Below are 13,085 nucleotides of genomic sequence, written 5' to 3'. Positions count from 1 at the left end.
CGGAAAATACGATGGACGTTTATCAAACAGAAGAAGAGCAAGTTGAAAGTATAAAAAAATGGTGGGCTGAGAATTCACGCTCAATTATTTTTGGCGTTGGCTTAGGCTTAATTAGTATTTTTGGCTGGCAAAGTTGGAAGGAGCGAGCTCATACGCACGCGCTGGAGGCATCGGATGTTTACCAGCAACTCGCTATGTCGATGAAAGACTCAAAATTTGGCGCGGCCATTTTATTAGCCGATGAGATCGATACAACCTATGCTGACACACCGTACGCTGCTTTAGCGGGTATGCAAAAAGCGAAAGCACAAATTGAAAAAGGTGATCGCAAAGGCGCTGTTGAGTCATTAGAGAAAGTAGCGGCGGCAGATGGTAATAATTCAATTCAACATATTGCGCGTGTTCGTGCATTTAGAATTCGAATTGGAGATGGCGAAATGAAAGGTGTTATTGAGGACGTTGATTCAGTGATTGCTGAAGAAAATGGCATTAACCCAGGTGAGTTTATCGGTCAATATGAGGCATTAAAAGGCGACGCATACCGTTTGTTAGGCGATATTGAAAAAGCTCGATACGGTTATATTGCGGCACTTAGAACGGCGACTTTAGATCGTCGCTTAATTCAGTTAAAACTTGATGACTTAGGTCCTCCACCCGCTAACTTTGTAGGTGATAGTTCAGAGCCTACTGCAGAGATAACAGAATGATACGATTAGGTTTAGCGCTATTTGTAGTTACCTTGGCGGGGTGTGCTGGTATGGCTGAAACGACCAAGTCTGCGAGCAAAAGTTTAGAAAGTGGAATCATCGATATGATGAGTGCTTCAAGTGAGGATGAGTCCGCGCCACCTCGGCCACTTGAAGAGATAGTCAATGAAGTTGTTCTGACGCCAGTCTGGCAAGAAAAAGTAACAGAAGGCAAGGGTGACCAATTTCTAAAACTAGAGATGGTGCTGTCGGATGGCAAGCTTTTTGTTGCTGACCGAAGAGGGCAGGTGATCGCGCTGGATCAAAAAACAGGTGCAAGGCTGTGGGAAGTTGAAACAGAATTACCCATTTCCGGCGGTTTAGAAGTAGGTTATGAACATGTGTTTTTTGGAACGACCGATGCTGATGTCGTCGCATTAAAATTAAGCGATGGTGATACCGCATGGACAACACAAGTTTCAAGCGAAGTATTGTCAACGCCGAGATTTTCAGATGGCTTTGTTGTTGTTCGAAGTATTGATGGAGCGATTAATTCGCTTGACGCAGCCGAAGGTAAAGAACTTTGGTCTTATGTTAGGGATGTACCAGCGCTGAGCTTACGCGGCACCAGTTCACCAGTCGTTAAAAGTGGTGGTGTGATCAGTGGTTACGCTAACGGTAAACTGGTTGTCTTACGCTTAAAGGATGGCTTGCAAATTTGGGAAACCAGCGTTGCGGTAGCAAGAGGCCGTGGTGCACTATCTCGTATGGTTGATGTGGATTCAGACCCATTAGCTGGTGAGCGATATATTTATGCCGCTACGTTTAATGGCGGTGTTGTTGCTGTTGACGTAAGGTCAGGAAAAATTGCATGGCGCCGATCAGAAATGTCTTCTTATAAAAAGATGATAGCTGATTGGGTGTCGATCTTTGTTGTCGATGTAAATAATCATGTTTGGTCAGCGGATCAGAATGATGGAAGTCTTAACTGGCAGCAAGATAGTCTAGAAAACCGTCAGTTAACGCCGCTTGTGCAAGTAGGTGGGCGTCTATTAACGGCTGATTATGAAGGCTATGTGCATGTATTAAATGCGTCTGATGGCGCGCTAGTCGGTCGCTTGAAGGTGAGTGATGTGGCGATTTCAGCGGCACCACTCCTTGATGATGGCTTAATTTATGTACAAGATATCAACGGCAAAATAACGGCGCTGAGCTTAGCTGAACTAGGTCAAACGGAAGAATAAAATGTTACCGGTTATCGCACTTGTTGGTCGACCTAATGTCGGCAAATCAACCCTGTTTAATTATTTAACGCGAACACGCGATGCACTTGTTGCCGACTACCCTGGGCTTACCCGCGATCGTCAGTATGGACTGGTTAAACGGGCCGATATTAAATCGCTGGTAGTTGATACAGGCGGTATTACCGCCACCTCAGATGGCATTGATGGTGTTGCCGTAGAGCAAGTAGAGCGCGCGTTGGAAGAGGCGGATGTAGTTCTATTTCTGGTCGATACGCGTCATGGCATCCACCCTATTGACGAAGAAATAGGCAAGAATCTACGTAAACTTGGCAAACAAGTCGTGCTGGTTGCGAATAAAATCGATGGGCTTGATGCAAATACTCATGTTGCAGAATTCCATAAAATGGGCTTCGAAAAGCCGTGGCCCATTGCCGCGACACACGGCCGAGGTGTGCTTGAGTTACTGAAGCATGTTATGAGTATTTTGCCGAAGATTGAGTCTTTTGACGACGCATTGGCTGGAGATGGAATTAGGGTGGCCGTTATTGGTCGTCCTAATGTAGGCAAGTCAACACTGATTAACCGCCTACTAGGTGAAGAGAGAGTGGTCGTATTCGATCAGCCAGGCACCACGCGTGATAGTGTTTTTATTCCATTTGAACGCGACGGCACAAAATACACGCTGATTGATACAGCCGGCGTGCGTCGTCGAGCTAAAGTCTCTGAAGTGATCGAGAAATTTAGCATCGTGCAAACATTGCGTGCTATCGACGATACACATGTGGTTATTTACCTTATCGATGCCAGTGAAGGTGTGACTGATCAAGATGCTAGCTTATTAGGCATGGTGTTGGAAACGGGTCGAGCACTAGTGATTGGTCTAAATAAATGGGACGGGTTATCAGAAGATCAGCGAGATAAGGTAAAACGCCAGATTGATGTGAAACTTAGTTTCCTTGAATACGCAGAGCGTTATTTTATTTCCGCCTTGCACGGCAGCGGAGTGGGTAAACTGTTCGAATCTATTGGTGCGTTATATCGTTCAGCGATGATTGATATGTCGACGCCACGTTTGACAGAAATTCTCGAAAACGCAATTAAAGCGCATCAGCCACCGCTAGTAGGTGGCCGCCGCATTAAACTTAAATTTGCACACCAAGGTGGGCAAAACCCGCCCGTTGTCATCATTCATGGCAACCAAACGGTGGCGGTTCCTGGCAGCTATAAACGTTATTTGATGAATGCGTTTAGAGAAAAGCTAGGTCTGGTAGGAACGCCGATAAGAATCGAATTTAAATCGCCTGATAACCCTTACTTGAAGAAAACTAGAAAGTCAGCAAAGAATATTGAAAAAGGTAAGGTGGCTAAACTGAAAGAGAAGAAGCGAAGCAGGCCTAAACATCGTTAAGTGATTGTTATTTACAAGCTCGAGGGCTTTTTGGTTTGTCTGCCCTTTCTTCAAGTTTAACAGCATCGCCTTCGTACTTTAGTCCTACAAGCTCAGGGTATTTCTTGGTGCGTTTCTTTAAGCTGTGTCGAATAGAACGAATAAGAAACCGCGTATTAGTGTCCCAAGGTAAGTCGAAGGAGTTTTTACAGTGTGTACAGGTAAATGTGGCGACTTTTCCATCATGGACTATTGTTGTAATAGTCCAGTGGTCACAATGAGTACAGAGGTCTTTAATATGCATGTGGCTTATTTTTTCTTTGTAGCGAGTTTGTGTATATGGTCGCTAATAAAGAAGGCAGGGTCAACCTTGGTGTTGTTTAAATAAACATTCCAATGTAGATGTGGGCCCGTTACACGGCCTGTGGCACCAATTTCAGCAATTTTTTGTCCCTGATGGATAGTATCCCCAATGTTTACGAGCGTTTTACTTAAATGGAAGTAACCACTAATAAGCCCTTGCCCATGATCGACAAGAACGGTATTGCCGTTAAAAAAATAGTGTCCAACATCAATAACAGTTCCAGCGGCAGGAGCAACAACAGCTGAACCGGTGGGCGCGGCTATATCAAGGCCGCTATGTGGCTTTCGTGCTTGCTTGTTGAAGAAACGTTTCAGTCCAAAGGGGCTGCTTAGGCGGCCGTGAGCAGGCAAAATAAAATCAACTTGTGGAACGTCGTTACTCCAAGTTGCTAAAGCGCTAGAAAGCGTTTTTCGCTCGCGATTTATTCGTTCCATATCCATTTTGTTTGGGTTGATCATGCGCTTGTTCTTAGCTGTTTTCTTTAAGTTTATATATTGCGCTGGATAGGTCTTGTCGGTCACGCTGAAAGGCGTTGATTGAGCCGTTTTTCTATCGACTAAAGCATAGTTGCCCGGTTTTGTTGATAAAGGTATGCCGACTATGGCCAACCATTTATCATTTTTGAGCACGGTTAAAACTTTACGCTTGTTATAGTAAACATTGGGTGGTGTTTTGCCGTCGAGCGCAACGATCGCAATACCACCAGGTACAGGGCTTTGTTGTGGAAATGCGTTGGCAATATTGGCCATTAGTAAGCCACTGATTAACAGGTAAAAATTAAGAACTCTCATTGATGGCTTCCAAATTTGTTTTCAATGTTCCATCGGTCAATTGAATATTTATTGTTTCACCTAGCGTAAGCTGATGAATACTCTTAATGATTGCACCATCGCTATCACGTTTGCTGATGCTGTACCCCCTAGATAAGGTTGCTAAAGGACTCAGTGTCTCTAGCCCCTTATTACAATCTGTAAAGCGAATACGTGCCTGTTGTAACCGGCGTTGAATCGGTGTTGATAAGCGTTGCTGCGCCGATGATAAACGCTGTTGTAAGGCATGTGTTCGCTGAATAGGGTTGTTGTTTAGTAAGCGAGCACTCAGCTGGGATAGACGCAATTTCCCTTGTTGAATAATACGCTGTGGCGATTGTTGTAAACGTGCTTGGCAATCGTCCAAGCGTTGTGCGTGCATTTGGAGTTGTGCGCCTGGGTGGCTATGTTTTAAACGGTGCTGAAGATGCTCTAGGCGTCGGTTTTTATCAGAGATATCAGCCGTTAAGGCAGTGCTTAGTTGTTTTGCTAAATAACTAAAATGACTAAGCCATTGCTGTTGATCCGGGCTAACGGCTTCGGCCGCAGCCGATGGCGTAGGTGCGCGGTAATCAGCAACAAAGTCAGCGATGGTGAAATCAACTTCATGACCAATAGCGCTAATAATGGGTATTGATGATTGGTGGATCGCCCGAGCAACAATTTCCTCGTTAAAGGCCCATAAATCTTCTAAGGAACCACCACCACGAGCAAGAATAATCACGTCGCAGTCTTGTCGTTTGTTAGCTAGCTCGATCGCCGCTACCGCCTCGTGTTTAGCGCTATCCCCTTGCACGCTAATGGGGTAAATGAGCACCGGCAAGGCGGGAAAGCGATTATTCAGAACGCTCAAAATATCATGAATAGCCGCGCCGCTAGAAGAGGTGATGACGCCCACCTTGTTGGCTAATTCAGGTAATGCTCTTTTATACGCCTGATCATATAGCCCCTCGTCAGCAAGCTTTTGTTTCAATATTTCAAATTGTTGTCGCAGCGCGCCTTCGCCAGCGGCTTCCATCTGTTCGACGATCAATTGGAAATTGCCTCGTGCTTCATACAAGCTAACGCGAGCCTTTAGCGTAATACGGCTGCCGTTGACTGGTTTGAAACCAACCTTACGAAGTTGTGCGCGAAACATCGCGCATTGCACTTGGGCCTTATCATCTTTTAAAGTGAAGTAAATATGCCCAGAAGCGGGGCGCGATAGGTTAGATATTTCACCCTCAATGGTGAGTGTTAAAAATGTTCCTTCAAGTAAAAGGCGGGTTTCTCGGCAAAGCTCGGAGACGCTGTAAATATGTGTGTTTTCGTGCATAAAGCCAGAATAATATCTATTAGATGATAAATAGTGGAGCATACCTTATAATGAGCTGCTTTTTCTACGACAAGCCTAAAGATAATATGCGATTCGAACAAGAAGCCTTAACATTTGATGATGTTTTGTTAGTGCCGGCACATTCAACGGTACTTCCTCGTGACGTTAGTCTACAAACACAGCTTACGCGCGGTATTTCTCTTAACATCCCAGTTCTTTCTGCGGCAATGGATACGGTGACAGAAGCCCGTTTAGCCATCGCCTTGGCACAAGAAGGTGGGATTGGTATTATCCACAAAAACATGACAGCCGAGCAACAAGCGTTGGAAGTGTTGAAAGTGAAACGCTTTGAAAGTGGTGTGATTAAAGACCCTATCACAGTCACCTCGCGAACCAGCATTCGTGATGTGATGGCGCTGACCCGCCAGCATAATATCTCTGGGGTGCCCGTTGTTAACGGTAGCGACCTTGTTGGGATTGTGACGAGTCGTGATTTACGTTTTGAAACACATTTAGATGCGCTGATTGAGTCGGCGATGACGCCTAAAGAAAAACTGGTGACCGTTCAAGAAGGTGCGAGTAAAGCCGAAGTGATTGGGCTACTTCATAAGCACCGCATTGAAAAAGTACTGGTCGTTGATAAAAACTTCCAACTTCGCGGCATGATTACCGTTAAAGATATTCAGAAAGCGAGAGACTACCCGCAAGCCTGTAAAGATAACCAAGAGCGTCTTAGGGTTGGTGCGGCAGTGGGCACTGGATATGGAACCGAAGACCGTATCGGCGCGCTGGTCGATGCAGGTGTCGACGTAGTGATTGTTGATACTGCGCATGGCCACTCGCAAGGCGTGTTGGATCGCGTAACATGGGTGAAAAAGAATTACCCAGAGCTACAGGTTATTGGTGGCAATATCGCCACGGCTGATGCGGCGTTGGCGCTTGCCGATGCAGGCGTAGATGCTGTGAAAGTAGGTATTGGCCCCGGTTCAATTTGTACCACACGTATCGTTGCCGGTGTTGGTGTGCCGCAAATCACCGCTGTTGATAATGCAGTACAAGCACTGAAAGGGACGGGTATTCCGGTTATTTCAGATGGCGGTGTGCGTTTCTCTGGGGACGTCGCTAAAGTGATCGCCGCGGGTGCTAGCTCAGTGATGTTGGGCAGTTTATTAGCCGGTACCGAAGAAGCACCGGGTGAGGTGGAGCTGTTTCAAGGGCGTTCGTACAAGAGTTACCGAGGTATGGGCTCGCTAGGTGCGATGTCGCAGCAAGAAGGTTCAAGTGACCGATATTTCCAAGAAAGTAGCGAAACCGAAAAATTGGTGCCTGAAGGTATCGAGGGTCGTGTGGCTTACAAAGGTACGATGGTGAACATTGTTCATCAACTGGTCGGTGGTTTACGTTCCAGCATGGGTTATACCGGCTGTGAAAGCATTGAAGAAATGCGACATAAAGCAAAATTTGTCCGAGTGACGAGCGCCGGCATGCGAGAAAGTCACGTTCACGACGTCACCATTACTAAAGAAGCACCCAATTATCGTATTGAACGATAAACAAAGAGGTTTAGTTTGAATACACAACAGCACGAGGATATCCATTCTCATAAAATCCTTATTTTAGATTTTGGTTCGCAATACACGCAGTTGATAGCAAGGCGTGTGCGTGAGATTGGCGTTTATTGTGAGATTTATCCGTATGACGTAGAGCCGCTAGCGATTAGTGACTTTAAGGCTAATGGAATTATTTTATCGGGTGGGCCAGAAACGGTCACAGAAGGTGACGCGCCGCAAGCGCCGCAAGTAGTGTTTGAGCTTGGCGTGCCAGTACTTGGTATTTGTTACGGCATGCAAACAATGGCTGCTCAACTGGGCGGTCGTGTTGAAGCGTCAGAGCATAAAGAATTTGGTTATGCGAGTATTCGTGCGCGAGGCCATACTGAATTGCTCAGAGATATTGAAGACCACACGACGCCAGAAGGCTATGGCATGTTAGATGTGTGGATGAGTCATGGCGATAAAGTGGTTGAGTTGCCAGATAACTTCAAACTAATGGCAAGTACTGACAGTGCGCCTATTGCAGGAATGGCTGATGAGCAGAGGAAATTTTACGGTCTGCAATTCCATCCAGAGGTCACGCATACAAAACAAGGTGGACGAATATTAAGTCGCTTTGTGTTGGATATTTGTCAATGCGACCCTTTATGGACATCAAAAAATATTATCGATAGTAGTATTGAATCAGTCCGCCAGCAAGTGGGTACAGACCAAGTAATTCTTGGCTTATCCGGTGGTGTAGACTCCTCAGTTGTTGCCGCTTTATTGCACAAAGCGATTGGCGATCAATTAATCTGTGTGTTTGTTGATACGGGATTATTACGCCTTAACGAAGGTGACCAAGTAATGGCCATGTTTGCCGAACATATGGGCGTTCATGTCATTCGCGTTAATGCAGAACAACGTTACCTTGATAAGCTTAAAGGTGAATCAGACCCCGAGAAAAAGAGAAAAATTATCGGTAATTTGTTCATTGAAATTTTTGATGAAGAATCAGCTAAGTTAACTAATGCAAAATGGCTGGCGCAAGGCACAATTTACCCAGATGTTATTGAATCTGCTGGCGCTAAAACGGGCAAAGCACACCTTATTAAATCGCATCATAACGTGGGTGGCTTGCCTGATGATATGAAGCTAAAGCTTGTTGAACCCTTGCGCGAGTTATTCAAAGATGAAGTCCGGCAAATGGGTGTTGAGCTTGGCTTGCCATCAGACATGGTTTACCGTCATCCGTTTCCAGGGCCAGGGTTAGGCGTTCGCATCCTCGGCGAAGTTAAAAAAGAATACGCGGATCTATTACGTCTCGCTGATGATATTTTTATCAGTGAGCTTTATAAACATGATTTGTATCACAAGACCAGTCAGGCGTTTGCCGTCTTTTTACCGATCAAATCGGTGGGCGTGACGGGTGATGGCCGCCGTTACGAATACGTAATTGCCTTGCGCGCAGTTGAAACAGTTGACTTTATGACGGCTCATTGGGCGCACTTGCCGTATGAATTTTTAGGTCATGTGTCAAATCGAATCATCAATGAAATATCAGGTATTTCTCGCGTTACTTACGACATTTCAGGAAAGCCGCCTGCAACGATTGAGTGGGAATAATAAACATCAATGGATGATCAGGCTTGGATGCGCCGAGCTATTGCGTTGGCGCATAGGGCAGAAGAAGTTGGTGAGGTGCCGGTTGGCGCGATTATAGTAAAAGACCAGCAATGTATCGGCGAAGGCTATAACCTGCCAATAAGAAACAGTGACCCAACGGCGCATGCGGAAATAGTCGCCATTCGTCAAGCCAGTCAATTGCTAGGTAATTATCGCTTAGTTGATACAACACTTTACGTTACCCTCGAGCCCTGCGTTATGTGCATGGGGGCTATTCAACACGCAAGAATTAAACGTATCGTGTTTGGCGCTTTAGATGCGAAGCGTGGCGCAATCTGCAGCGCTCTGTCATTAACTAAAGCCAATTATGCAAACCACCATGTTGAATGGTCTGGGGAAATACTGGCTGATGAGTGCTCGCATTTATTGACGTCTTTCTTCAAGAAGAGGCGTTAGCACGCACGTTGTTAACGCATTAGTCTATTCTCAAAAATAATTTTTAGGTCTTGCCTTCACTTTCAATATATAGGTTTAATATGTTGATAATGGAGATAAGGTGAACAATGGCGATACACACTGAAACTAAATGGCTAGCGTCTGATGGCACACCCATGCATGCGGTTAGATGGCAGACTGAGGGCGAGCCCAGTATGGTTGTTTGTCTTATTCACGGCTTGGGTGAGCACAGTGGTCGCTATGCCACTATGGCAGAATACTATGTATCCCATGGCGTCGAGGTTGTTTCGTTTGATTTGCGCGGGCATGGGAGGTCGGATGGACAACGCGGACATTGTGACGACTTTCAGCAAATGGTGCGAGACATAGAGCATTTTTTATACAAGGGCGCGCGGGTCGACTTGGAAAAACCTCACTTTATTTATGGTCACAGCTTAGGAGGGACATTAGCGCTAAAGTATATTTTGTCGAACCCTGGCGAATTTAAAGGCGTTATTTTAAGCGCACCTATGTTTAAACCAGCCTTCGAGCCGCCCAAGTGGAAGGTGATTATGGGGCGATATTTACAGTCTATTTGGCCAACATTATCGTTGTCTAATGAGGTTGATAGAAATGCGTTAACAAGAGATAAGACGCTGTTAGCAAGTTATAAGAGTGACTCGTTAAATCACGATAGAATTTCAGCTAAATTTGGAACGCAGCTATTGGAAGAGGGTGAGGGGTTGTTGGAGGATGCATCGCTAGTGAACCTTCCGATGTTAATGATGCACGGTGATGCTGATGAATTGACGTGTCATAAGGCAAGCACATTGTTTGCTGATTGTGCTGGCCAGCAGTGCACATTAAAGATCTGGGAAGATTTTTATCACGAACTTCATCATGAACCTAAAAAAGAAGATGTATTTGATTACAGTATTGCTTGGATGAGGGGGCGGCTATAATGCGGGCAGTTTTATATCTAAAGTTGTACCTGTGTTGATCGTACTTTCTTCAATGTCTGCGGTAGCTGAATTCAGCTGATTTAACATTTTAAGGTATTGACGAACGTTCTCAACGTAGGTCACCGGTTCCTTGCCGCGGGCGTAACCATACTTGGTTTTTTTGTACCATTTTTTCTCTGCTAGCAGGGGTAACCGCTGTTTTACATCAATCCATCTGTCTGGATTAGCACCTTGCCGTTGGGTCAAAATACGTGCGTCTTCCAAATGCCCTAGGCCTATATTATAGGAGGCAAGTGCCATCCAAGTTCTGTCAGGTTCAGCGATACGTTTAGGAATTTTTTTAATACGCGTTGAGAGATAATGGGCGCCACCATCGATGCTTTGCTCGGGGTCTAATCGGTTAGTCACTTTCATCTGTTTAGCGGTTGCTCTGGTTAGCATCATAATGCCACGGACACCGGTTGGGGAGATGGCGTGTTTGTTCCAATGGGATTCTTGGTAGGCGACTGCGGCGAGGAGCTTCCAGTCAAGTTTATATTTGTCAGCGGCAACGTGAAAATAGTCGAGTAATTTGGGTAGTCTAGCTTGCGAGTGTTGCCTGAAAGTACAAATTCCCACATAGTTCAATTGCTTGGAATAACCAAAGTGTTTATCTTTGAGCTGCTCTAACACACCCGTTTTTTTAAGTTCATCAAGAAACCTTACGGCTTCGTTGTATAAGCTGTGGTCATCACTGATAGGGAAAGCCCAGGCAATTTTTTCAGGTTTGGAAATATCAAAAGCGCGGTTGAGTTTCGGGAACTGACTGCGAATAATTTGAAACTGATTGGAGTCTACAATGGTGTAATCCAGTAAGTGATCGTTCACCATGGAAACTAACTCTAGAACACTTGTATTGCTGGCTTCAATCCAAGAAAGTTTAGGGTATGACGTTTTAAGTTCTCGAAGGTTCTCGGCGTGGCTAGAGCCGGCTAATACTTCAAAAAAAGAGCTAGTAAGCTGGCTAATTGATTTCGGTCGACGTGTTCTGTAATGATAAATAACCTGTTGTGTTACCTCGTAATACGGTTGCGTGAAATTTAGTAAGCCCTCGCGGCCCGGTGTAATGCTCAGTCCCGCCGCTATAAAATCGGCTTCGTTTTTTTCTGTTAGTTGTAAAAGATGCTGGAATTGTTCAGGAAAGATGAAGCGTATATTGACGCCTAGACTATCTGCAAATAAGGATGCTAATTCGTATTCAAAACCATGCGTGCCAGATTCGTCGACCATATAGGTAGTCGGGTCTAACCGTGTCAGCACCACCAATTCACCGCGCTCTATAACAGTCTCTAATGTTGACGAGGGCGTTGTACAGCTCGACAAGAAATATGCAGAAATAAGAAGAAATGCATATTTGATAGTGGGTGCTCTAAACATAACCTATAGATTAGCTGAGTTTCTAATAAAAAATGCTGAAAATTAAAATACTATAGGGGTTAAAGAAGAAGCTTTTTATAAAACTGAATGGAATCGACTGTTTTGCTTAACGGCAGAAAGTTATTTAGGTGGGCTATTTTTTGTTCTTCCAGTTTTTCTTACGGGTCGCTTTTAATGCAGCTTTATCAGCGATTCTTTTTTCGGTTTTAGCGACTTCAACTTCAACTTTTTCTGGGGTTTCGAGTGTGATGGGACCCAACGCGCCGCTCCGGTAATCGTGGATAAAGATAGCGGATGTTTTGTTTAGGTTAATTCGGCCGCCACTGACGAGGGCACCCCTTTTTTTTCCGATGGCCTCAAGTAGAGCGGTCTCGTCTCTGGGTGGTTCGTCTAAAGAGTACCTCTCCATTAACGCGTTTAAGTGTCCTTTTAGAAAGTACTCCGCTGCGTAATATGCAATATCGTCATATTCAATGGCGGTGTCTTTTATTGCACCGGTGACCGCTAAGCGATAACCACTGTCTTCGTTTTCTACTTTTGGCCAAAGTAAACCGGGGGTATCAAATAGAATAATATTATTGCCAAGATCAATGCGTTGTTGAGTTTGGGTCACGGCAGGCTCGTTACCTGTCTTTGCAATAGTTCTTCCAGCTAAGGCATTGATTAACGTAGATTTCCCAACATTTGGAATGCCAGTAATCAAACAAGTGATGGGGGTGATTACCGTGCCTTTATTAGGTACAAGCTTATGGCACAGTGAAAATATTTGCTCACTTTTATTGGGTTGGTTTAAATTAAGAGCGAGTGTTTTCGTGTTCTTTTTTTGCTCTAGGTAGCGTTGCCATTCCTTTGTTTTATCATCCTCAGCAAGGTCCGTTTTGTTTAAAATTTTAATACAGGGCTTGTCACCACGGATTTCAGCCAGCATTGGATTTTCGCTGCTGTATGGAATCCTAGCATCCAATACTTCAATGAACATATCAACATCGGGGAGACGCTTTTTAATCTCCTTCTGGGCTTTGTGCATATGCCCTGGGTACCAGTTAATGCTCATAATAGATAGTTACCGTTTAATATGGAGTGATGTTAAGCGTGCTGTTTAGTAGTGCGGTGGAACTTCATCTATTGCAGAGAATAGGCTCTTAGCTTCTTCATTTGGATCTTGGGCGTTTTGTGCCAGCTGTTTAAATTGCTTTTTTAGTGAGTCTATTTGATCTTGCTGTTGGCAAATAACACGATCCAACTGCTGGATCGTGTCTTCTTGGTAAGCCACTTTTATTTCAAGCTCAGTGATTCTCTTTTCCATCAT

The 13,085-nt window shown here is 44.8% G+C and carries 13 protein-coding genes; 7 read left to right on the top strand and 6 right to left on the bottom strand.

Annotated elements, in window-relative coordinates:
- Positions 1–11: 11 nt before the first annotated feature.
- The 3 genes from AB1Y31_07455 to der are packed head-to-tail and all read left to right on the top strand — an operon-like array spanning position 12 to position 3,338.
- The gene (locus AB1Y31_07455) at positions 12–707 is read left to right on the top strand and encodes a tetratricopeptide repeat protein (protein ID MEW4983002.1); all 696 of its coding nucleotides are present in this window, start codon (positions 12–14) and stop codon (positions 705–707) included.
- On the top strand, positions 704–1,930 hold the full coding sequence (gene bamB, locus AB1Y31_07450; GenBank protein ID MEW4983001.1) for an outer membrane protein assembly factor BamB: 1,227 nt from the start codon (positions 704–706) through the stop codon (positions 1,928–1,930). The genes AB1Y31_07455 and bamB overlap by 4 nt, the downstream gene beginning before the upstream one ends.
- Position 1,931: 1 nt before the next feature.
- On the top strand, positions 1,932–3,338 hold the full coding sequence (der, locus tag AB1Y31_07445; GenBank protein MEW4983000.1) for a ribosome biogenesis GTPase Der: 1,407 nt from the start codon (positions 1,932–1,934) through the stop codon (positions 3,336–3,338).
- 7 nt (positions 3,339–3,345) lie between these two features.
- On the opposite strand, the gene AB1Y31_07440 is transcribed toward der, so the two are convergent.
- From AB1Y31_07440 to xseA, 3 genes are read right to left on the bottom strand one after another with little or no spacing between them, the layout of a single operon-like run.
- A complete protein-coding gene (locus tag AB1Y31_07440) occupies positions 3,346–3,621 on the bottom strand; it encodes a hypothetical protein (GenBank protein MEW4982999.1) in 276 nt (91 codons plus the stop codon).
- Between the two features lie 5 nt (positions 3,622–3,626).
- Positions 3,627–4,472: a peptidoglycan DD-metalloendopeptidase family protein gene (locus AB1Y31_07435; protein MEW4982998.1), complete on the bottom strand. Its 846-nt coding sequence runs from the start codon at positions 4,470–4,472 to the stop codon at positions 3,627–3,629.
- Complete coding sequence (gene xseA / locus AB1Y31_07430) at positions 4,459–5,847, bottom strand: exodeoxyribonuclease VII large subunit (GenBank protein ID MEW4982997.1); 1,389 nt, start codon at positions 5,845–5,847, stop codon at positions 4,459–4,461. The genes AB1Y31_07435 and xseA overlap by 14 nt, the downstream gene beginning before the upstream one ends.
- Positions 5,848–5,891: 44 nt before the next feature.
- Here xseA and guaB point away from each other — a divergent pair, with 44 nt between their 5' ends.
- The 4 genes from guaB (at position 5,892) to AB1Y31_07410 (ending at position 10,360) form a co-directional block, all read left to right on the top strand.
- Entirely contained in the window at positions 5,892–7,358 is a 1,467-nt protein-coding gene (gene guaB / locus AB1Y31_07425) for an IMP dehydrogenase (GenBank protein ID MEW4982996.1), read from the top strand.
- Between the two features lie 15 nt (positions 7,359–7,373).
- On the top strand, positions 7,374–8,963 hold the full coding sequence (guaA, locus tag AB1Y31_07420; protein ID MEW4982995.1) for a glutamine-hydrolyzing GMP synthase: 1,590 nt from the start codon (positions 7,374–7,376) through the stop codon (positions 8,961–8,963).
- Positions 8,964–8,972: 9 nt separating this feature from the next.
- Positions 8,973–9,419, top strand: coding sequence for a tRNA adenosine(34) deaminase TadA (tadA, locus tag AB1Y31_07415; protein MEW4982994.1), 447 nt, complete (start codon positions 8,973–8,975; stop codon positions 9,417–9,419).
- Positions 9,420–9,526: 107 nt separating this feature from the next.
- The gene (locus AB1Y31_07410; protein ID MEW4982993.1) at positions 9,527–10,360 is read left to right on the top strand and encodes a lysophospholipase; all 834 of its coding nucleotides are present in this window, start codon (positions 9,527–9,529) and stop codon (positions 10,358–10,360) included.
- Here the strand turns inward: AB1Y31_07410 and mltF are convergent.
- From mltF to AB1Y31_07395, 3 genes are all read right to left on the bottom strand, one after another.
- Positions 10,355–11,776, bottom strand: coding sequence for a membrane-bound lytic murein transglycosylase MltF (gene mltF, locus AB1Y31_07405; GenBank protein MEW4982992.1), 1,422 nt, complete (start codon positions 11,774–11,776; stop codon positions 10,355–10,357). The two genes, AB1Y31_07410 and mltF, sit on opposite strands and share 6 nt — an antisense overlap.
- Before the next feature lie 133 nt (positions 11,777–11,909).
- The gene (gene ylqF / locus AB1Y31_07400) at positions 11,910–12,830 is read right to left on the bottom strand and encodes a ribosome biogenesis GTPase YlqF (GenBank protein MEW4982991.1); all 921 of its coding nucleotides are present in this window, start codon (positions 12,828–12,830) and stop codon (positions 11,910–11,912) included.
- A 45-nt stretch (positions 12,831–12,875) separates the two neighbouring features.
- Positions 12,876–13,085, bottom strand: a complete 210-nt coding sequence (locus AB1Y31_07395) for a SlyX family protein (protein ID MEW4982990.1) — start codon at positions 13,083–13,085, stop codon at positions 12,876–12,878.

Origin of the sequence: Cycloclasticus sp., assembly GCA_040743155.1 — a bacterium.
GTDB lineage: Bacteria > Pseudomonadota > Gammaproteobacteria > Methylococcales > Cycloclasticaceae > Cycloclasticus.
This window is presented reverse-complemented; position numbering and strand designations above follow the sequence as displayed.

Excerpts from the sequence above, each read along its gene's own strand:
- bamB (MEW4983001.1), top strand. The coding sequence starts at position 704 with ATGATACGATTAGGTTTAGCGCTATTTGTAGTTACCTTGGCGGGGTGT.
- AB1Y31_07395 (MEW4982990.1), bottom strand. The coding sequence starts at position 13,085 with ATGATGGAAAAGAGAATCACTGAGCTTGAAATAAAAGTGGCTTACCAA.
- ylqF (MEW4982991.1), bottom strand. The coding sequence starts at position 12,830 with ATGAGCATTAACTGGTACCCAGGGCATATGCACAAAGCCCAGAAGGAG.
- AB1Y31_07455 (MEW4983002.1), top strand. The coding sequence starts at position 12 with ATGGACGTTTATCAAACAGAAGAAGAGCAAGTTGAAAGTATAAAAAAA.
- AB1Y31_07440 (MEW4982999.1), bottom strand. The coding sequence starts at position 3,621 with ATGCATATTAAAGACCTCTGTACTCATTGTGACCACTGGACTATTACA.
- guaB (MEW4982996.1), top strand. The coding sequence starts at position 5,892 with ATGCGATTCGAACAAGAAGCCTTAACATTTGATGATGTTTTGTTAGTG.
- tadA (MEW4982994.1), top strand. The coding sequence starts at position 8,973 with ATGGATGATCAGGCTTGGATGCGCCGAGCTATTGCGTTGGCGCATAGG.
- der (MEW4983000.1), top strand. The coding sequence starts at position 1,932 with ATGTTACCGGTTATCGCACTTGTTGGTCGACCTAATGTCGGCAAATCA.
- mltF (MEW4982992.1), bottom strand. The coding sequence starts at position 11,776 with ATGTTTAGAGCACCCACTATCAAATATGCATTTCTTCTTATTTCTGCA.
- AB1Y31_07435 (MEW4982998.1), bottom strand. The coding sequence starts at position 4,472 with ATGAGAGTTCTTAATTTTTACCTGTTAATCAGTGGCTTACTAATGGCC.
- xseA (MEW4982997.1), bottom strand. The coding sequence starts at position 5,847 with ATGCTCCACTATTTATCATCTAATAGATATTATTCTGGCTTTATGCAC.
- AB1Y31_07410 (MEW4982993.1), top strand. The coding sequence starts at position 9,527 with ATGGCGATACACACTGAAACTAAATGGCTAGCGTCTGATGGCACACCC.